Origin of the sequence: Polymorphospora sp. NPDC051019 (genome assembly GCF_040683055.1) — a bacterium.
Taxonomy (GTDB): Bacteria; Actinomycetota; Actinomycetes; order Mycobacteriales; family Micromonosporaceae; genus Polymorphospora; species Polymorphospora lycopeni.
In genome coordinates, this window is sequence record NZ_JBFBCH010000003.1 from 167,555 (window position 1) to 189,046 (window position 21,492).

Sequence of the window (21,492 nt, forward strand, 5' to 3'; positions counted from 1 at the left end):
GCAACCGCCCGCCGCCCGCGAAAACCCGCCAAGATCCGCGTGATCAGGGAGCTGGGCCGTCGCCACGCCGGCGACACTCCCGACCTGGTCCCTGATCACGCGGATCTTGCGAGTGGGTCCGGAAAGAGGGACGTGGAAAGGAGCCGTCCGGCGTCCCAACCTGACCGGACGTCGCCCGAAAGTGGATCTCGCCGGAGTCGACCCGCCTCTAGGATCGCCGCCATGCCCGCACCCCTGCTCGCCCCCGACTTCGACGCCGCGACGGCGTTTCCCGAGGTGGCCGCGCTACGCACCGCACTGGCGGCGCACGACCTTCCCACCGTACGGGCCGTGTTCGACGCCGCGGACCCGGACACCCGCACCATGCTCGTCTGGGAGGCCGGCGAGCAGCGCGGGATCGAAGATCACCTGCTGCGGGCCGTCGACGCCGACCCGGCCGACACGCTCGCGGCCACCCTGCTGGCCGTCAACCACATCTCGATCGGCTGGGAGATCCGCACCGACGCCCGGGCACAGCACGTCAGCGCCGGGCAGTTCGCCGCACTGCACGACCACCTGCGCCGGGCCGAGCGACTGCTGATCGACGTCACCGCCCGGGAACCCGACAACGCCCCGGCCTGGAACCTGCGCATGACCACCGCCCGCGGACTCCAGTTCGGCCAGGCGGAAACCCGCCGACGCTACGACCGGCTGGCCCGGCACCACCCCCACGACCTGGCCGCCCAACGGAACCTGCTGCAACAGCTCTGTCCGAAGTGGAGCGGCAGCTGGCCGGCGGTGCACGCGTTCGCCAAGGAGTGCGCCGACGCGGCCCCACCCGGCGCCCCCAACGCCGTACTGGTCCTCGACGGCCACCTCGAACGTTGGCTGGACGCCGGCGACCAGGGACAGCGGTACCTGGCGGAGGCCACCGTCCGGCAGGAGATCCGGGAGGCCGCGCAACGTTCCGTGCTCCACCCCGACTTCCGGGAACGGGTCGGCTGGGTCGGGGTACGCAACACCTTCGCGATGATGTTCTGGCTCATCGACGACTACACCGCCGCGGCCACCCAGTTCACGGCCCTCGGCAACCTCGCCACCGAAAGCCCGTGGCACTACCTCGGCGACGCCGCCACCCAGTTCCAACGATGCCGCGCAGAGGCGTTCGCGAAAGGCGGACAGCAGTGATCACGCAGACCGAGGTCGACGGCGTACCGACCCTGCTCGCCCCCAACCCCAACGGACCCCTGATCGCCGGGCTGACCTTCCGGGTCGGCCAGGCCGACGAGACCCTCGCCCGCGCGGGAATCACCCACCTGCTCGAACACCTCGCCCTGCACCAGTTCGGCCTCACCGACTACCACTACAACGGCAGCACCGGCGCGGTCGTCACCCATTTCCACACCCAGGGCAGCCCCGAGAAGGTCACCGCCTTCGTCAACGGTGTCTGCGCCGCGCTCGGCAACCTGCCGATGGACCGCCTCGACATGGAGAAGGGCATCCTGCGTACGGAGCGAGGCAGCCGCGTCCCCGGCTACGGTGAGCCGCTCGCGGTCTGGCGGCACGGCGCGATCGGCTACGGCCTGCCCGGCCATCCCGAGTTCGGGCTGCGCTCCGTCGGCCCCGACGACCTGCGCGCCTGGGCCGCCCGCTACTTCACCCGGGACAACGCCGTGCTCTGGATCGCCGGCGACGCCGTCCCGGCGGGCCTGCGCCTCGACCTGCCCGGTGGCACCCGGCAACCGGTTCCCCCGGCCTGGTCCGCGCTGCCGGAGACGCCCGCCTACTTCTGCGGCGGCGCCTCCCGGATCGTCGCCTTCGACGCCGTGGTCAGGCGCTCCGTCGCCGCCGGCATCTACACCGCCGTCCTCGAACGGGAATTCTTCCGCGCCCTGCGCCAGGAGGACGGACTGTCCTACATGGCCACCGCGACCTACAGCCCGCGCGGCGACGACCACGCCATGGTCACCGCCGCCGCCGACGCCCTGCCCGACAAGCACGGCGCGGTACTCGGCGGATTCGTCGACGTCCTCGCCAAACTCCGCGTCGGCCGAATCGAGCAGGCCGACCTCGACACCGTGTGCGCGGCGACGGAGGAGACCTACAGCCGGGCCGACTTCGACGCCGCCCGGCTGCCCGGCGCCGCCCTCAACCACCTGACCGGCCAGCCCAACCTCAGCACCGACGAGATGCGTGCCGAACTGAAGGCGGTCACCCTCGCCGACATCCACGCGGTCGCCGTCGAGGCCGCCGGCACCGCCCTGCTGATGGTGCCCGGCAGCCGTGGTGCCGAGTGGGCCGGGTTCGCCGCCGCCCCCACCCACTCCACGTCCGCCGTCACCGGCCGGCGTGCCGCCTCCCGTACCGCGGGCGACGGGACCGGCCTCGTCATCGGCCCGTACGGCGTGACCCTCGACCAACCGGGCGCCCCGGTCACCGTCGAGTACGCCAACTGTGCCGCCCTGCTCGTCTGGCCCGACGGCGGCCGCCAACTCATCGGCGCCGACGCCCTCTTCGTACCGGTCGAACCCACGATGTACGGCGTGACCGCCGCCGACGTCGCCGCCATCGACAACATCGTGCCCGCCGACCGGCACGTGCCGATGCCGGCCCGCGACCCGGAGAGCATTCCCGTGCCACCGGCCGAGCAGGCCGTCGTGCCGAAGGGGCTGCGGCTGCCCAGGTGGTACGAGGCACTGGGGCTGCTCTTCTTCGGCATCCTCGCGCTCCCGTTGCTTCTTCTCATCGTGGTGCAGGGCATCCTCATCGTCACCGGTGACGCCGACGATCCGGACAGTTGGCTCTTCATGGGCGTGTTGCTCGGCCTGACCGCCGGAGTCGCCTGGCCGATCGTCGCCCTGCTGCGCCGGCTCCGCCGGCCGTTGCGGAGGTAGCCGGCGGGCCGGTGGGTCCGCCGGCGGCCGGCCGGGCCAACGTGAAGATGGTGGCAGGGCGGCTGGTCGCGGGTTAGGATCCCCGCGCCGGCACGGGGCGGTAGCTCAGCAGGTTAGAGCAGTCGACTCATAATCGATCGGTCACGGGTTCGAGTCCCGTCCGCCCCACTTTGATATTGCATGCGAACCACGGCCCCGGTGGTTCGCTGTCATCGGCTGCTGGTGACAGTGCTGGATGCAGTTATCTACGCTGCGCGGGTGTCTTCTTCGCTCAGTGCTGCCGAGCTCGACGCCTTGGTCGCCGAGGCGGTCGTGGACTGCTACGACGAGCATGAGCAGTTCAGTGGCCTCTTCATCATGATTCAGGACAATCTGGCGGCGCCTTTCGAGACCGAGGTTCTCGGTGTGCCGGTGGTGCTCCGGAAGGTGGATCTGCGCTCGTCAGGGATCGTAGCGATCTGCCATCGTGGCCGGCTGCGGCAGGCGATCGGGATTCTGGACCTTCCGTTGCCGGATCCTGCGCCGGATGGCGCGCAGTGGATCGAGGCGTACCGGCGGTGGGCGGGGGCCCGGTGAGCGAATACCAGTACTACGAGTTTGTGGCGCTCGACCAGGCGTTGACGGCGAAGCAGCAGGGCGAGTTGCGGGCGGTGTCGTCTCGGGGTCGGATCACGTCGTCGAGTTTCGTCAACGACTACCAGTGGGGCGATCTCAAGGCCGATCCGGCCAAGTGGATGGAGCGATACTTCGACGCGCACCTCTATCTGGCGAACTGGGGCACGCGGCGGATCATGCTGCGGTTGCCCCGAGCGTCGCTGGACCCGGGGACAGCGGCGAAGTTCTGTGTCGGTGAGTCGGCCGGCTCCTGGGCGACCCGTACCCATGTGATCCTGGACCTTCGTACTGAGGACGAGGACGGCGACGAGGAGTGGTGGGACGAGGAGGGGCGGCTCGCGGCGATCGTTCCGGCCCGGGCGGAGCTGGCCGGCGGTGATCGGCGGCTGTTGTATCTGGCCTGGCTGCTGTGCGTACAGAACCGGGAGTTGGATGATGACGAGCCGGAGCCGCCGGTCCCGGCCGGACTGGTGAAGCTGAGCGGGCCGTTGCGGGCCTTGGCCGATTTCCTTCGCCTGGACGCCGATCTGCTGGACGTGGCGGCAGCGGCGAGTCGGCCGATGACCGAAGCGGCGCCTTCGGCCGCTGTTCTCCGCCGCTGGGTGAAGGGCCTGCCGGTGGCGGACAAGGACGAGTTGTTGCTGCGGGTGCTGCGTGGTGAGGTCGGGTTGCTGCGGTCGGAGTTGTTGCGGCGGTTTCACGGTGCGGCGGAGGAAAATCCAACCGGGAAGGGCCGGACCGCCGGGGCACTGCTCGCCGCCGCCGAGGAGCGCTGGGCTGGGCGGCAGCAGCAAATGCGGGAGCGTGAGGCGGGCGAGCGTAAGCGTCGTGAGGAAGCGGCAGCCGCGGCCCGCGAGCAGCGTCTGGACAAGCTGGCACGGAACCCGGTGGCCGCTTGGGACCAGGCGGACAAACTGATCGCGACGAAGCGTCCGAAGGACTACGACACGGCGGTCACTCTGCTTTTGGATCTTCAGGCGCTGGCTGTACGGGAGGGCGAGATCTTCGAATTCGCGGAGCAGATGACCCGGTTGCGGGAGCGTCATGCCCGGAAGCCGAGCCTGATCGACCGTTTCGACCGGGCCCGGCTGGACTGACTCACCTGTCGGGCTCGCGGCGGCCGGCGTGTGAAGATTGGCCGGTGGTGTCCGTTGACGCGGTGACTGACGACGAGGTAGCTCGACTGCGGCGTGAGTTGGAGCGGGGCTGCGGGCGGGGAACCATCGGCTGTCGTGTCTGCTGGATCTGCGAGGTCAGGACACCGCTCCGGCTCCGGAGCAACTCGCCGTGATCGCTACGCCGGGACGAGGCGCACCGTGTCGAAGAGGAGGAACGGGAGCTTCGTGAGCATCTGGGCTGGAGTCAGTCGCAGCTTGCCCAGGCGGCGGGAATGACCCAGTCGGCGGTTGCCCGGCTCGAGGCGGGTGGCAGGGGTGGTACCTCCGGTCCACTCAAACGGATACCCGAACAGCCGTAGGCTACGGCTGATCTTCCGCCGCACTGCCATACCTGGGTCGGACACCGTACCTGGGGCAGTTCGGCGAGCGCGTTGTATGACTTGATCGCGCTGTGGAGCTGTGCCACCGCGGTCCGTGTGACCGGAGGATGTGTCCGGCGGGTGCCGAACGCCGGACGTGCGGTGTTGGTCAGATCTTGAGGACGTCCACGTCGTACAGCGCTATTGACGTGTCGCGGGAGGCGAGAGTCAAGCCTTCGGTGATCGCTTGTGCCACCAGCATGCGGTCGAAGGGGTCGCGATGATGCGGTGGCAGGCGGCCGGCGACGATGGCGTGGGCGTGCGTCACAGGCAGCTCACGGAAGTCCATGTCCTTCACCCGCTCGGCGAGGTCGGGCGGCCCGACGAGCTTCCCCGCATTCTGTTTGATGGTGATCTCCCACAGGCTGACGGGGGAGAGGAAGATGTCCGGGTCGTGGCGTAGCCGGTCGAGGAACTCGGCGCCGAGCGTCGCGTCGCCGGTGATGGCCCACAGGGCGACGTGCGTGTCCAGTAGGAGGGTCATGCGCCGATGCCGAAGTCGACGGCGATCTCGGCGTTGGTCTGGGGCGAGTCCCAGTCGCCTGACAGGTCCAGTTGCCCGGCGAGGGAGCCGACCGCGGTGCGGTTGGCCCGCCGCACCAACGGCACGACCTTCGCCACCGGGGTGCCCGCCCGGTCGATGATGATCTCTTCGCCGCGTTCCACCCGCTCGATGATGCGCGACAGGTGGGTCTTGGCGTCATGCATGTTGTAGTGCACGGCCTCGGGCGACATGACGAAACCTCCTTGCTTAGCTAACAGCTTAGTCCGCTTGGATCCGATGTCGCCACGGGTCCGTAGGTGCGCGTCGCGTGCTCGGTTTCCCGCCGTCAGGCCGAGGTCATCGAGTAGCGTCCAACGGCCCTGAGTCGGGCAGAGTCCGCGACGAGTCGTGCGACTCGCGGATCAGACGGCCGGCCTGGGGGGGGCGGAGCGTGGCAGGCCTCCGGTACGCCCATCGAGACACCGCCTGAGGTACAATTTCCTGTACTTGCCCTGGAGGTGATCATGCGGACCGTGAACTTCACCCAGCTTCGACAGAACCTGGCCGCCGAACTCGACAGCGTCATCAACGACGCGGAGGAAGTGGTGGTGACGCGTTCGGGCCACGAGCCGGTGGTCATCGTGCCGCTTGCGGAGTACGAGTCGATGAAGGAGACCGAGTACCTCCTTCGCAATCCGAGCAATGCCGCAGCCCTGCGCCGATCGATCGCGGAGCTCGAGGAGGGTGACGCGACCGAGCGGGAACTGATCGACCCGGCTTCGGTTCGGGACGTCGCGTGAGGCTGGTCTTCACGGCGACGGCATGGAACCAGTACCTCAGCCATACGGACCGTAAGTTGGTCAAGCGCATCAACGACCTCATCGCGGATGTGATGCGTAACGGATACGAGGGCATCGGCAAGCCGGAACCCCTTCGAGGCGAGCTGTCCGGCTTCTGGTCGCGCCGAATCGACCGCGAACACCGGCTGGTGTATCGGATCGCCAAGGACGACGTCGAGATCGTCGCCTGCCGGTATCACTACGGTGACAGGTAGCCGCTCAGAAAGTCGGGGCGTCGGTCGTCCTGCGCACCGAACCCACTGCCGAACGCCACCTGAGACAAGGGTGGCGCGTGGCGCGCCGATCGGGTCGGACTTCGCCCCGGCGCGGCGGGCCGGGCGATTCGGGGTCCCACTGCCACCAGCTATCAGCTCATCCTGCTGAACCGGCCCCGCCGTGCTCACAGTTGGCCGAGGCGATCCGCCCGGCCCGGCAGGTAGCGCTGTTCGAGCTGGTTCTCCGTCAGGGCGGCGGCCTCGCGGTACCGTGCCGCCGCGCCGGCCGCTCGCCGGTCATCTCCAGCAGATATGCGCGGACCGCGCGTTCCCGTTGCCGGGTCACGGTTGAGGTCGTCGAGCAGGGCCAGCCCCGCGAATCGGCCCGTACGCGTGTGCGACCGCGACCACGCGGCTCAGTCGTACCGGCGCGGTCGGACTGAGCCGTTCCAGTCCCAGGTACAGCGCCGCGATCAGGGGCCAGTCCGTCCGGTCCGGTGATTCGGCCGCGGCGGAAACTTGTGGCTGGAAGACGGATCGGCTCACTCCTCGGCCCGGCGATCATCGATATACGCCCGGTATATGTACGCGGGATATACACTCAGTGTATGGTCTGCGCATGAGCGTTCCCATGACCCTCCTCGGCCTGCTCGAGCGCGAGCCCAGTCACGGCTACGACCTCAAGCGCGACTACGACTCCTTCTTCAGCCGGGGCAAGCCGCTGCCGTTCGGTCAGGTCTACGCGACCCTCGGCCGGCTCGCCCGCGACGGCAAGATCGTGATTGGTGAGGTCGAGCCGGGCGTAGGCCACGAGCGCAAGCGGTACGTCATCACCGAACTGGGCGCGACCGAGGTCGAATCGTGGCTGACCGAGCCCGTCGAGGCCGAGCCCAACCTGCAGACGGTGCTGTTCACCAAGGTCGTGCTGGCCCTGATGCTCGGCCGGCCCGCCGAGGAGTACCTCGACAGCCAGCGCGCCGCGCATCTGCGGCGGATGACGGAACTCACCGAGATCAGACGCGGCGGCGACCTGGTCGACACCCTGCTGGCCGACCACGGCCTGTTCCGTCTGGAAGCCGACCTGCGCTGGATCGACATCACTGTCGCCCGGTTGGACGCCCTCCGGGAGACGGTGTTGCGGGGATGAAGGCGATCGAGGCACGAGACGTCGTTCTGTCCTTCGGCGAGACGCCGGCGCTGCGCGGCGCCAGCGTCTCGGTGGCCCCGGGCGAGATCGTCGCCATCATGGGCCCGAGCGGTTCCGGGAAGTCCACCTTGCTGCACTGCCTGGCGGGGATCCTCGTACCGGGCGCGGGCGAGATCTACTACGACGGCCGCCGGGTCGACACCCTGAACGAGAACGAGCGCAGCATCCTGCGCCGGGACCATTTCGGGTTCGTGTTCCAGTTCGGACAGCTCGTACCGGAGTTGACCGCCGAGGAGAACGTCGCACTGCCGCTGCTGCTCGGCGGCGCCCGGCGGGCCGCCGCGCTCGGCGAGGCACGGCCGTGGTTCGAGCGGCTCGGCCTGGCCGGGCTGGAGCGGCGCCGGTCCGGTGAGCTGTCCGGCGGGCAGGCGCAGCGGGTCGCGCTGGCCCGTGGTCTGGTCGCCCGGCCCGGGGTGTTGTTCGCCGACGAGCCGACCGGGGCGCTCGACTCGCTGACCGGCGAGCAGGTCATGGACCTCCTGGTCGCCTCGGCCCGTGAGCAGGAGACGACCGTGGTCCTCGTCACCCACGACGCCCGCGTGGCCGCGTGCGCCGACCGGCAGGTCATCGTGCGCGACGGCAAGGTGAACGCGCTGGTGTACTCATGATCCGGTTCGGTCTGCGACTGTCCCTGTCCGGTGGCCGGGAGGCCGCCACCCGGCTCGCCGTCATCGCCACCGCGGTGGCGCTCGGCGTCGGCATGCTCCTGACGACGCTCGCCGCGATGAACGCGGTCGGCGCGCAGAACCAGCGGTACGCCTGGCTCAACACCGCCGCCGCCCCGGCCGCCTCCGACGTGTCGGCCGATCCGATCTGGTGGCTGCTCCGGGAGGACTACCACCAGGGCCGGTCCATCGGCCGGGTCGAGGTCGCGGCGCCGGGTCCGGACGCACCCGTCCCGCCGGGCATCCCGCGCCTGCCGGGGCCGGGCGAGTTCTACGTCTCACCCGCGCTCGGCGAGCTGCTTCGGACCACCCCGGCCACGGAACTCGGTGACCGCTTCCCTGGACACGGGATCGGCACGATCGGGCCGGCGGCGTTGCCGTCCCCCGAATCGCTGCTGATCGTCATCGGCCGTACCCCGGCCGAGCTGGAGCAGTTGGGGGCCCGCCAGGTCACCCAGATCATGACCCCCGCCCAGAACGACTGTCGCAACGGTTGCCCGGTCGGACTCAACTCCGACGCCATGTCACTCGTGCTCGCCGTCGTCGCGGCCGCCCTGCTCGTCCCGGTGCTTATCTTCATCGGCACCGCGACCCGGCTGGCGGCCACCCGCCGGGAGCAGCGCTTCGCCGCGATGCGGTTGATCGGCGCCACACCACGGCAGATCTCCCTCGTCTCGGCCGTGGAGTCGACGATCGCGACCGCGACGGGCACCGTTGCCGGGTTCGGCCTGTTCTTCGCGATCCGGCCGGCAATCGCCACGATTCCGTTCACCGGCGAACCGTTCTTCACCGCCGACCTGTCGCTCGACCTCGTCGACGTCCTCGTGGTCGCGCTCGGTATCCCGGTCGGTTCCGTCGTGGCCTCCTGGCTGGCCCTGCGCCGGGTGCAGATCTCGCCGCTGGGCGTGAGTCGCCGGGTGACCCCGAAGCCCCCGCGCGCCTGGCGGCTGATCCCGCTGGTCGTCGGGCTCGCCGAGTTGACGTACTTCATCGGCCGGCGCCCCGACACGACCAACGGCCAGCTTGCCGCGTACCTGTCCGGGTTTCTGCTGGTCCTGACCGGGCTCGTGCTGTCGGGGCCGTGGTTGACCATGGTCGGCGCCCGGGTGCTGGCCGGGCGGGCGAGCCGGCCCGCCACGCTCATCGCCGGGCGACGTCTCGCGGACAACCCGCAGGCCGGCTTCCGATCCGTCAGCGGGCTGATCGTGGCGCTGTTCGTGACCAGCGTGGCGACCGGCACGATCACCACGTTCGTCGCCAACCGCGGCGAACCCCGGACCGACTCGGTGGCCGCCACGTCACTGGCGAAACAGTTCTGGCCGGAGGAGGGGCCCGCACCGACCGCCGACCAGATCCCGGCCGGCCTCGAGACGATCCCCGGCGTGCGCAGCGTGACCCTGGTGCACCTCAACCCCGACCGGGACGGCGGGCACGGCGTGATCACGTGCGGGGAACTGGACCGTCTGGTGGTGTTCGGCACCTGCCCCGCCGGGGCGCAGGTCGCGGCCGTCCACGGTGACCTCATCGGCATGCGCGCGTTCGACCTGACGAGAGACACGCACGTCTGGGACGCCGCCAGCATCGCCCCCACGGAGGTCGACCGGCAGCCGATCCTGTCGGTGGTCGTCGACACGACCAGCCGCACCGCGTTCGAGCAGGCCCGGACGATGCTGATCAACGCGTTTCCGCTGGGGCGCTTCCCGGCGAGCATCGGCGAGTGGGAGTCGAGCTCCGCACGGCAGATGATCCAGTTCCAGCGGCTGGCCGACGTGGTCATGCTGGCCAGCCTGCCGATCGCCGGTTGCAGCCTGGCGGTGAGCGTGGCCGGCGGGCTGAGCGACCGCAAACGGCCGTTCAGCATGCTGCGGCTCACCGGGGTGCGGCTGTCCACGTTGCGCCGGGTGGTCGCGCTGGAAACCGTCGTGCCGCTGCTGCTCGTCGCCGCGGTGGCCATCGGCATGGGGTTCCTGGCCGCCCATCTCTTCCTGCGGGCGCAACTGGGCTACACACTGCTACCGCCGCACCTGTCGTTCTACCTGACCGTCGGCGGCGGGCTGGTGGTGTCCCTGGGAATCATCGCCTTGACGTTGCCGCTGCTGCGCCGGGTCACCGGCCCGGAGACGGCCCGGAACGGGTGAGCCACGCGCCGAGGCCCAGCGTGCGTCGGCTCCTGGGGGTGCTCTCGGGCGCGGTGGTTCAGGCCACGAGTAGACGGAGGCCGAGTTCCGCCGCGTCGAGGGCGACGAGGTCGCGGTTGCGCTCCGCCCACCGGCCCGAGGAAAGGTCTGCGCGGAGCCCGGTCACCGCCCGCTGCTCGGCCTCGGGCCCGACCCTGGTCCATACCGACACCGCGCGGCGCACATGTTCGTCCAGGTACGCCTCGGGCCGGCGCCAGTGGGCCTCGAAGAAGCCGTCGACACAGTCCCACGGGATGAGCACCGGCTCCGCGCGTCCCCCGATCGCGCGGGTCAGGTCGGCCAGGGAAGGCCAGCCGACGAGAAGGTCGGCGAACTCGGGCAGGTAGTCGCGGGTGAGCCAGAACCGCCGGCGCCAGCCGGTGTCGTCGGCGTCGTACGTGAACACGACCACCCGCCGGGCCACCCGCCGCATCTCACGCAGCCCGGCGACCGGGTCCGGCCAGTGGTGGACGGTGCTGACCGCCATCGCGGCGTCGAAGGACTGGTCCTCGAACGGCAGGCTCTCGGCGGCGGCGGCCACGCACGGCGCCGTGCCGGCGGGACGCAGCGCCCGCATGACCGCCGACGGTTCCACCGCAGTGACGTCGCGGTCCGGGGGTTCGTAGGAGCCGGTGCCGGCCCCGACGTTCAGTACCGTCCGTGCGTCCCCCAGCGCGTCCCAGATGCGCGCGGCGATCCGTGGCTCGGTACGCCGTGTCGCCGGGTACGCGGATCCGATGGTGTCGTACAACCGTGTGCCGAACACTCTCAGCTGCTCCTCCGGTGTCGTCCTGATCCCCATTGCCCGCGCCTCCAGCTCCCGGTCGATGGCCGTCACCATGGCAGCGGCCCGGTCGCGCTGGTCCAGCAGCAGGCCGCGCAGCCGGCGCAGGTGCGCGGCCGCGTCGGTGGCCGGGTCGTCGACCAGATCCGCGATCTCGCGCAATCCGAAGCCCAGCCGCCGGTAGGCGAGCACCTCCCGCAGCCGTTCCACGTCACCCGCGGAGTAGGCCCGGTGCCCGGCCGCGGTTCGCGTGGACGGCCGCAGAAGGCCGATCTCGTCGTAGTGATGCAGCGTGCGGACGGTTATGTCGGCCAGTTCGGCGACCCGCCCCACGGTCAGGTGCTCCTCCACGCCACCGACTATGTGCCATGACGCCACGTGAGGAACAAGCCGAAGCAGCTGAACAGATCACCCGGTGTGCGTCGGGGTTTCGGCGATTCCGATCGGGCCCTCGCGCGGTCCCTCCGCCGAGGCCGGCTGCACCGCCAGCGACGGGAAGTCGGCCAGTTCGCCCTCCGGCTCGGCGTCCCACTCCGGGAAGACGAGATCGCTCTGGAGGTAGAGGCAGAGGAGTTGCGTGAGGTGGCGCAGCCCGTCCAGGTGGGTGCGTTCGTGGCCGTGGGTCGCGTCGACCCCGAAGCCGATCAGCGCCACCCGGGCGTGCGCGCCGGCCTCGACCGCCGCCGCGATGTCCGAGCGGTAGTAGTCGAAGACGTCGCGGACCAGGTCCACGTCGTGTTCGGTGGCGATCGCGGCCAGCTTGCGGGCCAGGTGGTAGTCGAAGGGGCCGACGCCGTCACCCATGACCAGCGTGGCGGCGTTCTCCCGGGACTGCTGGCCCGGGGCGACCACCGCGGCGTCCACCGAGACGATCTCCGCGACGTCCGGGTCGAGGCCGTGGCTGGCCCCGTGCCCGATCTCCTCGGTGACGGTGACCAGCAGGTGTGCGGTGACCTTGGGCTGGACGCCCGCGTCGATGATCGCCTTGAACGCGGTGAGGACGGCCGCCACGCCCGCCTTGTCGTCGAGGTGGCGGGACTTCACGTACCCGCTGGGGGTGATCGTCGGGTTGGGTAGAAAGGCTACGAAGTCGCCGGCGTCGATGCCGAGCGCGCGTAGCCCGGCGATGTCCTCGACCGGCTCGTCGACCCGTACCTCGACCCGGTCCCAGCCGACCCCCTGGAGATCCACGGCCTCGTTGTAGCGGTGCCCGCTGGCCTTCAGCGGCAGCACCTGGCCGGTGATCACCCGTTCCAGGTCGTCGGTGAAGATCCGTACGTGGGCGCCCTCGGCGAACCGGGCGCTGTGCGTGCCGATCGACTTCAGCTCCAGCCGGCCGTTCTCCTTCAGCCGTTTCACCATCCCGCCGATGGTGTCGGTGTGCACCACGATCGCCCGGTCGGCGCCGGTGGCGCGGGGACCGGGCAGGCAGGCGCTCAACGCGCCGCGCCGGGTCAGGGTGGAGGAGACGCCGAGGGCGGAGAGGCGCTCGCCGACGTACTGCTGCACATGGTCGGTACGCCCGGACGGGCTGGGGATCTCCAGGAGTTCCAGCAGCACCTGCCGCAGGTAGTCCAGGTCGAGCGGGAGCGGTACGGGTCGGGCGTCGGTCATGACGTCGAGGATGCCGCACCGGCCGGGGACCAGAGCCGCTGCGGTGCCCGGGTGCCGGGGAAGAGCAGGTCGACGAAGCGTTCGGCGGTCGGCTGCGGTTCGTGGTTGGCCAGGCCCGGTCGTTCGTTCGCCTCGATGAAGACGTGTTCCGGCCGGTCGGGGGACTCGACCAGCAGGTCCAGTCCGGTGACCGGGACGTCCAGTGCCCGGCTCGCCGTGACGCACGCCTGCGCGATCTCGGGGTGCAGGTCGGCGGTCACGTCGTGGATCGTGCCGCCGGTGTGCAGGTTCGCGGTCCGCCGGACGGCGAGCACGGTCCCTTCCGGCAGTACGTCGTGCGGGCCGTACCCGGCTTCGGCGATCACCTCGCGGGTCATGTCGTCGACCGGGATGCGGGACTCGCCGCCGGTGGCCGCGGCGCGGCGCCGGCTCTGCCGCTCGATCAGCTCGGTGATGTCGTGCCGGCCGTCGCCGACGATCGAGGCGGGCCGGCGTACGGCCGCCGCGACCACCTCGTGGCCGATCACGACCACCCGTAGGTCCTCACCGGTGCACAGTTCCTCGATGAGCACGTCCGGGCAGTACCGTCGGGCCAACCCGACGGCGGCGTGCAGCGCCTCCGTCGTGCGTACGCCGACGGTTATCCCGTTGCCCTGCTCGCCCCGGACCGGCTTGACCACCACGGCGCCGGCCTCGGCCAGGAACGCGGTGTCGGTGTCGTCACCGGCGGCGGCCCGGCCGCGTGGCACGCGCAGTCCCGCCTCGGCGAGGATCCGTCGGGTGACCCGCTTGTCGTCGCAGCGGCTCATGGCCACCGCCGAGGTCAGCTCGGAGAGCGACTCGCGGGTCAGGACGGTCCGGCCGCCGCTGGTGAGCCGCAGCTCGCCCCATTCCGGGTCGGTCACCTCGACCCGGATGCCGCGCCGCATCGCCTCGTCGGCGACGATCCGCGCGTACGGGTTGAGCTGGTCGTAGCCGTCGGGCAGGGCGGGCAGGAACAGCCGTTCGTTGATCGGGTTCTTCCGCTTCACGCAGAGCGTGGCGGTGCGGTAGAAACCGAGCCGCTCGTAGAGCCGGATCGCACCGTCGTTCTCGGCGAGCACGGACAGGTCGACGAAGGACCGGCCGCGTTCGGTCAGCCGGGCCGCCAACTCGGACAGCAGCGCCTGGCCGGTGCCGGGTGGGGCGTGGTTGAAGTCGACGGTGAGGCACCACAGGCTGGCGCCGTTCTCCGGGTCGTCGAAGACCTCGACGTGGTCCACGCCGGTGATGGTCCCGACGACCTCCCCGGTGCTCGACTCGGCGACCAGGTGGAGGAACCGTGGGGTGGCGGAGTTGGCGACCAGCACGTCCACCGGGCTGGTCACCATACCGTTGCTGGCGTAGATCCGGTTCACCGCTTCGGCGTCCGCGACGCTGGCCAACGGGCGGATTCGCAGTCCGGGCAGCGGGCCGTCGCCCGGTTCGACCCGCCGGCCGCGCAGCGGCAGCCGGTACGTCAGCGACGGGTCGATGAACAGTTCGTCGTGCAGCCGGGACACCAGCACGTGCGGGTCACGCAGGTAGATGCAGATGTCCCGGGAGCCGGCGGTCTCGGAGCGCAGCACGTCGGCGACGGCCGCCGGATCGTGGAACGTCTGGCCGAAGACCAGCCGCCCCCAGCCGCAGTCGAGCACCACGTCGCCACCGCTGGCCCGGGGGACCCCGGATCCGGGTTGGGGTGACGTACCGGTGGGATCGCCCTGGGCGACCGGGTCGCCGCCCGGCCCGACCCGTTCCCGCCGCCGGGCCGGCTTCCCGTCGGCCCGCGCTGTTTCCGTCGTCGACATGTCGGCCACGGTCAGGCGATCGCGTGGCTCTGGAGCCACATTTCCAGGAGTCCGATCTGCCACAGCTTGTTTCCGTTCAGCGGGGTGAGTTCGGCGTTCGGGTCGGCGAGCAGGGCGTCGACGTACTCGGGGCGGAACAGGTGACGGCGGCGGGCCTCCGGGGCGTGCAACGCGTCGCGTACCCGGTCGAGCACCTTGCCCTCGAGGTGGGTGAGGCCCGGCACCGGGAAGTAGCCCTTCGGCCGGTCGATGACCTCGCCGGGGAGAACCCGGCGGCCGATCTCCTTGAGCACGCCCTTGCCGCCCTGGGCGAGTTTCAGCTCCGGCGGGCAGGTGGCGGCGAGTTCCACGAACTCGTGGTCGAGGAACGGAACCCGGGCCTCCAGCCCGTGTGCCATGGTCATGTTGTCGACCCGTTTGACCGGGTCGTCGACGAGCATCACGGAGGTGTCGAGGCGCAGCGCGGCGTCGACCGCGGCCTGTGCGCCGGGCCGGGCGAAGTGGGCGGCGACGAACTCCCGCGCCGGGTCGCCGTCGGCCAGCCGGCCCGGGTCGAGGATGCGGGCCAGGCCGGCCGAGTCCCGGTCGAAGAACGCCGCCGCGTACGTGTCGAGGGCGCGCTCCCGGTCCACCCCGGCCAGCGGCGGATACCAGTGGTAGCCGCCGAGGATCTCGTCGGCGCCCTGCCCGGACTGGACGACCTTCAGCTTCTCCGACACCGTTTCGCTGAGCAGGTAGAACGCCACGCAGTCGTGGCTGACCATCGGCTCGCTCATCGCGGCGACGGCGGCCTCCAGCGGCGGGACGAGGTCGGTCGTGGCGATCCGGATCTGGTGGTGGTCGGTGTCGAAGGCCGCCGCGACCAGGTCGGAGTAGCGGAACTCGTCGCCCTCCCGGTTACCGACCGCCTCGAAACCGATGGAGAAGGTGGCGAGCCCGCGCTGCCCCTGTTCGGCGAGGAGCGCGACGACAAGGCTGGAGTCGAGGCCGCCGGAGAGCAGGACACCCACCGGCACGTCGGCGACCATCCGGCGACGTACCGCCGTGGTCAGCGACTCGTGCAGGGCGTCCTGCCAGTCCCGGTCCGACCAGTCGGCGCGGTCCGGGTGGCGGGTGAACGACGGGTTCCAGTAGACCCGTTCGGTGACCCGGCCGTCGGGTTCGTAGGTCCGGACGGTGGCGGGCGGCAGCTTGCCGACGCCGCGCAGGATGGTGCGGGGTGCCGGTACGACACTGTGGAAGCTCAGGTAGTGGGCGAGTGCCACCGGGTCGATGGTGGTGTCCACCCCGCCGCCGGCCAGCAGTGCCGGCAGTGTGCTGGCGAAGCGCACCCGGTCCGGGGTCTCGGCCAGGTAGAGCGGCTTGATGCCGAGCCGGTCCCGGGCCAGCACCAGGCGGCCGGTGTCCCGCTCGACGATCGCCACGGCGAACATGCCGATCAGGTGGTCCACGAAGTCGTCGCCCCACTGCGCGTACGCCTTGAGCACGACCTCGGTGTCTCCCGAGGAGAAGAAGCGGTGCCCGCGGGCCTGCAACTCCTCGCGCAGTTCCCGGTAGTTGTAGATGCAGCCGTTGAAGACGCCGGTCAGTCCCGACTGCGGGTCGACCAGGGGTTGCCCACTGGCCGCCGAGAGGTCGATGATCTTCAGTCGTTGGTGGCCGAGGGCGACCGGCCCCCGGGACCAGACCCCGCTGTCGTCGGGGCCCCGGTCGCGCATCGTCGCCGCCATCCGTTCCACCGCCGACACGTCGGCGCGTACGCCGTCGCGGCGCAGTTCCCCAGCCAGCCCGCACATGCGCAGCCATGTTGCCAGAGGATGGCCGGTCCTGCCTGTTGAGCGGATGGTTGCTGAGGTGGGCGTTCGATAGAATGCGCGCGATCTTGCCCGGGGCTGCCGATCGTGGGGAAGTGACGTCCCTCCTGGTCATGGATGACCCTTTTGTTCGGCAGTCGCGCTGTGACAAGGGCCGCAGCTTTTCTCCGGCGGTGCCGGTGCATTCCGGCGTCCGGGCCGGCTGGGCGCGGCCGGCCCGGACGTTCGACGGCCTCGGCCGACGTTACGACCGGGCGGTCCGCCTACCCGCCTACCCGCCGAGCCGGCGGTCGGCGTAGACGAACATCGCGTCGCGGAGGTACTCCACCAGCGCGTCGTCACCGCCGCCGATGTTGCGGCGGAAGCGCTCGTCGTCGACGTACATCTGGCCCAGGCCCCGGTAGGCATCCCGGTTCGGGGTCCAGAACAGGCACGTCACCTCGTGGTGGAACCGCACCAGTTCCTGCACCCGGTCGTCGGTGACCGGCACCCCGGCCGCCTTCAGCGGGGCCAGGCCCTCGTGGACCCGGACGTAGCCGGTGCGGGCCTTCTCCGCGTCGGCGGCCGACCAGCCCTGCATCCGCTCGTCGGCGGCGTCGACCGCGGCGTCACCCCACCGCTCGCGGGCCTCCGCCTCGTAGGGGTTCGACTCGAACCCCTCGAAGACCTTTCTCGGGGTCATCTCCCTTCCTTCCTGAACGTTCCCGATCGTGGAGTCGACGGTGCGGATCAGCCGGTCCAGCCGGCCCCGTTCCCGGACCAGCCAGTCCCGGTGCCGTACGAGCACCTCGACGGTGCTGTCCCGGCTCTGCCGGTCGAGCACCTCGGCGACGGCGTCGAGCCCCAGCCCGAGGTCCCGCAACAGGAGAATCCGCTGCAGCCGCAGCAGCTCCTCCTGGCCGTAGAAGCGCCGGCCGTTGTCGGCCGTGAAGGCCGGCGTCAGCAGTCCGATCGCGTCGTAGTGCCGCAGCGTGCGCGACGTGACGCCGGCCTCCTTCGCCACCTCGGCGATCGACCAGGCCATGCCCGTCCCTCCGATGATCGCGGCCGGTGTTTCCGGCCGTGACCACCACGGTATGGGTTGCCGTAGCGTCAACTTCAACCCTGATTCGCACCGGCCCCCCGAGGCGCCCCACGCCGTCGGGTTCGACGGGCCGCCACCCCGGCCGGGTGCGGCCCGGAACCGGGTGCGGCACGGTCGGGGTGGCGCCGGTTCAGCGGAAGCGGGGATCGTTGCCGGCCCGGGTGTCCACCTTCAGCGACAGCGCGTCGGCGATGTCGGCCCACGAGACGTACGAGAAGTTCGTGGCGTCACGGTCGGCGTTGACGTCCGGCCCCGTCTCCGGCTCGTCGTGGGTGACGAGCAGACCGTGCCGGTAGCCGCCGACGGGACGGTTCGTGACGGCCAGACCGTCGGACCCGTCGACGTCGTCGGCGCCGCGTACGCCCCGGACCCGGAAGCTGCCCACCGGGCGGTTCCGGCCCTGCCGGTCGTACACGGCGAACGTGTCGTCACCCTGGCTCGACACGATCACGTAGCCGGTGCCGCCCGGACCGTAGTAGATGTCGACGCCCTCGACGTCGGCGGTCAGCCGGGGGCCGCCGAAGCCCTCGGCGTCCGGGTCGACCGGTACGCACTCCTCGGACGCCTCGTCGTAGACGTCGTGGATGCCGAAGTCGGTGACCCGGTCGACGAGTTCCGGCCGGCCGCCCGAGCCGAGGGGAAGCGGCAGCCGCCACAGGCCGACGTCCTCCTGCGCGGCGTAGAGGACACCCGACCGCTGGTCGACCGCGACGCCCTCGAACTGGGGAAGCACGCCCGGCTCCTCGCACGGGACCCAGGTCGAACCGTCCGGCAGCGCGAACGTGCCCGGCATGACGACCTTCCGGATGTCGGTGTAGCCGAGCTTCCCGGCGATCTCGACGACGCGAACGGTCGCGATCGTCGTCCGGCCCTCCTGGGTGACGACGGCGTACGTCTCGCCGCGCCGGGGCTGCCAGACGGCCAGGCCGTACGCCGTGTGCTCCTCGTCCACGGCCGCCCGGTCGGGGTTGAACAGGAACCGCTGGTCGGCGGCGGTCACCTCGACCAGCGGGGTACGCGCGGCCGACCCGGCCGGGTCGATGGCGAAGAACCGGAGCTGGTCGTTGTAGCGGTCCGAGACGACCGCGACGTCGACCGTACGGCCGGCGAGCCGGATGTCGTAGGCGATGTCGACGTTGTTGTAGCGGCCCGGCGCCGGGTCGGTGCGCGGCGCCTCCGTCGCGGGAAGCGACTGGAGTTCGCGCGACCGCAGGTCGTACACGCGCAGGCCGCCCTCCTTCGCGGTCACGACGACGATCGAGCGGTGCGAGTCCTTCGGGTGCACCCAGATGGCCGGGTCGTCGCCGGAGGCGTTGCCGCCCGCCTCGTCGTCGTAGAGGACCGGGGTCTCGTTGTCGGTCGTCACGGTCGCGGTCCGGTCGCGGTGCGTGGCGGTCGGCTGGGCGGCGGCGGGGGCCGCTGCCAGCAGGGTCGCGACGACCGTGCCCAGCGTCAGGATGGTTCTCCGGGGATGAGTCACGCGGTGCAGCCTCGCCGACGTACCTTGCGCCGGATCGGGCGCGACATTGACGACAGTTGAAATCGGGGACGCGCGGCGCAATGTCCGCGCGGAGTGCCCGCACTCAGCCGACAGCGAACCGGGTGGACACGCTGCCGGTGATCCCGCAGCGTGTGGGGATGCGCCCCCTACGCTTCGGTCTTGTCTGGGACGGCACCGGATCGCCGGTCGACGTCGCCCGCCGCGCCGAGCAGGCCGGCTACGCCAGCCTGCTGTTCCCGGACCACACCGGCATGGTCGCCCCGATCCCGGCGATGGCCGCCGCGGCGGCCGTCACCCGCCGGATCCGGCTGGGGACCCAGGTCGTCAACGTCGCCTTCCGCCCGCTCGGCGCGCTCGCCCAGGAGCTGGCCGCCGTCGACATCGTCAGTGGCGGGCGCCTCGACGTCGGTCTCGGCGCGGGATACGCGGAATCCGAGGTACGCAGCCTCGGCCTGCCGTTCCCGTCCGCCGGTGAACGGATCCGGGAGGTGGCCCGGGCGCTCGACCTGCTGCCCAGGTTGTTCGCCGGCGAGACGGTGGACGAGGAGGGGGTCACGCCCGGCCGGCTGGCCGGCTTCCGGCTCGAACCGGTGCCGCCACAGGGGGCGGCCGTACCGCTGATGGTCGGCGGCAACGGCGACCGGCTCCTCGCGGTCGGCGCCGCACGGGCCGGCATCGTGCAGTTCAGCGGCTTCAGCCCGACGCCCGACGGCCCCGACTTCGGCAACTTCTCCGACAGCGGGCTGGCCGAACGGATCGGGCACGTGCGGCGAGCCGCCGGCGACCGGTTCGACGACATCGAGCTGAGCGTGCTGGTCCAGTGGGCCGGCGTCGTACCCGACCCCCGGGCCCGGATCGCGGCGATGGAACTGCCCGGCACCGGCGTCGACCAGGTGCTCACGAGCCCGTTCGCGCTGCTGGGCACCTCGGTCGACGAGGTCTGCGCCCGCCTGGTCGACCTGCGGGACCGGCACGGCGTGTCGTACGTGACCGTCTTCGACAGCCAGTCGTACGGCTTCGACGAGGTCGTCGCGAGGCTGGCCGGTGGCGCGGGGGAGCAGCGGTGAGTGCCGCCGTACCGGCCGGTGTCGCACCGATCCTCAGCAACTCGCCCGGCTCGCTGGCCTGGCACGTGTGGCACGAGCGGCACCCGGCGCTGATCGACCAGCTCGCGGCCGCGCACCCGTACCCGCCGGGACATCTGACCGCGCTGCGGACCCTGCTGGCCGAGACGCTCACCGGCCCGGTCCGGCCCCTGCCGCCGGCCGCGTCGGACCGGGCCACCTGGGACGGATGGGGCGCCGACCACTTCGGACGGTCGTGGCTCGACGTGCCGTTCCTGTGGGCCGAAAGCTACTTCTACCGCCGACTGCTGGAGGCGGTCGGATTCTTCACCCCCGGCCCGTGGCTCGGGCTCGACCCGTTCGCGTTCCTGAAGGCGGCCGAACTCGACGCCCCCGACCTCGCCGACGACCTTGGCACGCTGGAGGACACGGCCGGGCTCACCGCCGCCGAGAAGACCCGGGTCCTGCTGCACGGCGCACTGTGGGGCAACCAGGCCGACCTCGGCTTCCGGATCGGGGTCGCGGCCACCTCCGGCACCGTCGGGCCGTCGGCCCACCTGGTCGCCGACGACACCACCGCCGCGGTGTCCGCGCTGACCACGGGTAGGGGCACGGTCTGCCTGGTCGCCGACAACGCCGGTCGGGAACTGCTCTCCGACCTGGTCCTGGTCGACCACCTGCTGCACGCCGGGCCGGCGGAGCGGGTGACGCTGCACCTCAAGCCATACCCGTACTACGTCTCCGACGCGACCACCGCCGACCTCGTCGGCTGCCTGCGCCGGCTGGCCGCCGGACCACCCGCCGCGGCCGGGATCGCCGACCGGCTGCGCACCGCCGCCGCCGACGGCCGGCTCGACGTCGCCACCCACTGGTTCTACTGCGCACCGCACCCGTACCACCGGATGCCGGACGACCTCGCCGACACGTACGCCGAAGCGTCCGTGGTCGTCCTCAAGGGCGACCTGAACTACCGGCGGCTGGTCGGCGACTGCCGCTGGCCGGAGACGACGCCGTTCGCCGACACCGTCGACTACTTCCCGGCCCCGCTGGTGGCCCTGCGTACGTTGAAGTCCGACGTCGTCGTCGGCCTCGACGCGGCGGACGTGGCCGCCCTCGACGGCGACCCGGCGGCCGGGCGGTGGCGGGTCGACGGCCGGTACGCCTTGGTGCAGGTCCGGGCCTAGGTCGGG

Annotated in this window: 19 protein-coding genes, 1 tRNA gene and 1 pseudogene; 13 read left to right on the plus strand and 8 right to left on the minus strand. The window is 71.2% G+C overall.

Annotation, left to right across the window (positions count from 1 at the left end; all coding sequences use genetic code 11):
• Positions 1 to 222 precede the first annotated feature (222 nt).
• The 6 genes and pseudogenes from AB0M79_RS07750 to AB0M79_RS07775 form a co-directional block, all read left to right on the plus strand.
• Positions 223 to 1,167: a hypothetical protein gene (locus tag AB0M79_RS07750; protein ID WP_364209201.1), complete on the plus strand. Its 945-nt coding sequence runs from the start codon at positions 223 to 225 to the stop codon at positions 1,165 to 1,167.
• Positions 1,164 to 2,873, plus strand: coding sequence for an insulinase family protein (locus AB0M79_RS07755; RefSeq protein ID WP_364209204.1), 1,710 nt, complete (start codon positions 1,164 to 1,166; stop codon positions 2,871 to 2,873). The genes AB0M79_RS07750 and AB0M79_RS07755 overlap by 4 nt, the downstream gene beginning before the upstream one ends.
• 94 nt (positions 2,874 to 2,967) lie before the next feature.
• Positions 2,968 to 3,041: transfer RNA gene (locus tag AB0M79_RS07760), tRNA-Ile, on the plus strand.
• Positions 3,042 to 3,131: 90 nt separating this feature from the next.
• Positions 3,132 to 3,449, plus strand: coding sequence for a hypothetical protein (locus AB0M79_RS07765; protein WP_364209207.1), 318 nt, complete (start codon positions 3,132 to 3,134; stop codon positions 3,447 to 3,449).
• Complete coding sequence (locus tag AB0M79_RS07770) at positions 3,446 to 4,585, plus strand: hypothetical protein (RefSeq protein ID WP_364209210.1); 1,140 nt, start codon at positions 3,446 to 3,448, stop codon at positions 4,583 to 4,585. Before AB0M79_RS07765 ends, AB0M79_RS07770 begins: the two co-directional genes overlap by 4 nt.
• Positions 4,586 to 4,833: 248 nt before the next feature.
• A pseudogene (locus AB0M79_RS07775) lies at positions 4,834 to 4,965 on the plus strand (helix-turn-helix transcriptional regulator); the annotation flags it as partial.
• Between the two features lie 169 nt (positions 4,966 to 5,134).
• Here the strand turns inward: AB0M79_RS07775 and AB0M79_RS07780 are convergent.
• Both AB0M79_RS07780 and AB0M79_RS07785 read right to left on the minus strand, forming a co-directional pair.
• The gene (locus AB0M79_RS07780; RefSeq protein WP_364209213.1) at positions 5,135 to 5,509 is read right to left on the minus strand and encodes a type II toxin-antitoxin system VapC family toxin; all 375 of its coding nucleotides are present in this window, start codon (positions 5,507 to 5,509) and stop codon (positions 5,135 to 5,137) included.
• Positions 5,506 to 5,760, minus strand: a complete 255-nt coding sequence (locus AB0M79_RS07785; RefSeq protein WP_364209216.1) for a type II toxin-antitoxin system prevent-host-death family antitoxin — start codon at positions 5,758 to 5,760, stop codon at positions 5,506 to 5,508. The genes AB0M79_RS07780 and AB0M79_RS07785 overlap by 4 nt, the downstream gene beginning before the upstream one ends.
• 273 nt (positions 5,761 to 6,033) lie before the next feature.
• On the opposite strand from AB0M79_RS07785, the gene AB0M79_RS07790 reads away from it, so the two are divergent.
• The 5 genes from AB0M79_RS07790 to AB0M79_RS07810 all read left to right on the plus strand — a co-directional run bounded on the left by AB0M79_RS07790 (position 6,034) and on the right by AB0M79_RS07810 (position 10,573).
• Entirely contained in the window at positions 6,034 to 6,309 is a 276-nt protein-coding gene (locus AB0M79_RS07790) for a type II toxin-antitoxin system prevent-host-death family antitoxin (RefSeq protein WP_364209219.1), read from the plus strand.
• A complete protein-coding gene (locus AB0M79_RS07795) occupies positions 6,306 to 6,563 on the plus strand; it encodes a Txe/YoeB family addiction module toxin (protein ID WP_364209222.1) in 258 nt (85 codons plus the stop codon). The genes AB0M79_RS07790 and AB0M79_RS07795 overlap by 4 nt, the downstream gene beginning before the upstream one ends.
• 619 nt (positions 6,564 to 7,182) lie before the next feature.
• On the plus strand, positions 7,183 to 7,710 hold the full coding sequence (locus tag AB0M79_RS07800; protein WP_357539386.1) for a PadR family transcriptional regulator: 528 nt from the start codon (positions 7,183 to 7,185) through the stop codon (positions 7,708 to 7,710).
• Positions 7,707 to 8,378: an ABC transporter ATP-binding protein gene (locus AB0M79_RS07805; RefSeq protein WP_364209226.1), complete on the plus strand. Its 672-nt coding sequence runs from the start codon at positions 7,707 to 7,709 to the stop codon at positions 8,376 to 8,378. Before AB0M79_RS07800 ends, AB0M79_RS07805 begins: the two co-directional genes overlap by 4 nt.
• Entirely contained in the window at positions 8,375 to 10,573 is a 2,199-nt protein-coding gene (locus AB0M79_RS07810; protein ID WP_364209229.1) for an FtsX-like permease family protein, read from the plus strand. Before AB0M79_RS07805 ends, AB0M79_RS07810 begins: the two co-directional genes overlap by 4 nt.
• Positions 10,574 to 10,631: 58 nt before the next feature.
• On the opposite strand, the gene AB0M79_RS07815 is transcribed toward AB0M79_RS07810, so the two are convergent.
• The 6 genes from AB0M79_RS07815 to AB0M79_RS07840 form a co-directional block, all read right to left on the minus strand.
• On the minus strand, positions 10,632 to 11,747 hold the full coding sequence (locus AB0M79_RS07815) for a MerR family transcriptional regulator (protein WP_364209232.1): 1,116 nt from the start codon (positions 11,745 to 11,747) through the stop codon (positions 10,632 to 10,634).
• A gap of 57 nt (positions 11,748 to 11,804) precedes the next feature.
• On the minus strand, positions 11,805 to 13,010 hold the full coding sequence (locus tag AB0M79_RS07820) for an osmoprotectant NAGGN system M42 family peptidase (RefSeq protein ID WP_364209235.1): 1,206 nt from the start codon (positions 13,008 to 13,010) through the stop codon (positions 11,805 to 11,807).
• The gene (gene ngg / locus AB0M79_RS07825) at positions 13,007 to 14,839 is read right to left on the minus strand and encodes an N-acetylglutaminylglutamine synthetase (RefSeq protein WP_364209238.1); all 1,833 of its coding nucleotides are present in this window, start codon (positions 14,837 to 14,839) and stop codon (positions 13,007 to 13,009) included. The genes AB0M79_RS07820 and ngg overlap by 4 nt, the downstream gene beginning before the upstream one ends.
• 11 nt (positions 14,840 to 14,850) lie before the next feature.
• Entirely contained in the window at positions 14,851 to 16,635 is a 1,785-nt protein-coding gene (locus tag AB0M79_RS07830; protein ID WP_364209241.1) for an N-acetylglutaminylglutamine amidotransferase, read from the minus strand.
• 289 nt (positions 16,636 to 16,924) lie between these two features.
• Positions 16,925 to 17,677 carry a MerR family transcriptional regulator gene (locus tag AB0M79_RS07835; RefSeq protein WP_364209244.1) on the minus strand — a complete coding sequence of 251 codons (753 nt, stop codon included), beginning with the start codon at positions 17,675 to 17,677 and terminating at the stop codon, positions 16,925 to 16,927.
• A 190-nt stretch (positions 17,678 to 17,867) separates the two neighbouring features.
• Complete coding sequence (locus AB0M79_RS07840; protein ID WP_364209247.1) at positions 17,868 to 19,217, minus strand: phytase; 1,350 nt, start codon at positions 19,215 to 19,217, stop codon at positions 17,868 to 17,870.
• Positions 19,218 to 19,375: 158 nt separating this feature from the next.
• On the opposite strand from AB0M79_RS07840, the gene AB0M79_RS07845 reads away from it, so the two are divergent.
• Both AB0M79_RS07845 and AB0M79_RS07850 read left to right on the plus strand, forming a co-directional pair.
• Complete coding sequence (locus AB0M79_RS07845; protein ID WP_364209250.1) at positions 19,376 to 20,305, plus strand: TIGR03621 family F420-dependent LLM class oxidoreductase; 930 nt, start codon at positions 19,376 to 19,378, stop codon at positions 20,303 to 20,305.
• A complete protein-coding gene (locus AB0M79_RS07850; protein WP_364209253.1) occupies positions 20,302 to 21,486 on the plus strand; it encodes a damage-control phosphatase ARMT1 family protein in 1,185 nt (394 codons plus the stop codon). The genes AB0M79_RS07845 and AB0M79_RS07850 overlap by 4 nt, the downstream gene beginning before the upstream one ends.
• Positions 21,487 to 21,492: the final 6 nt, after the last annotated feature.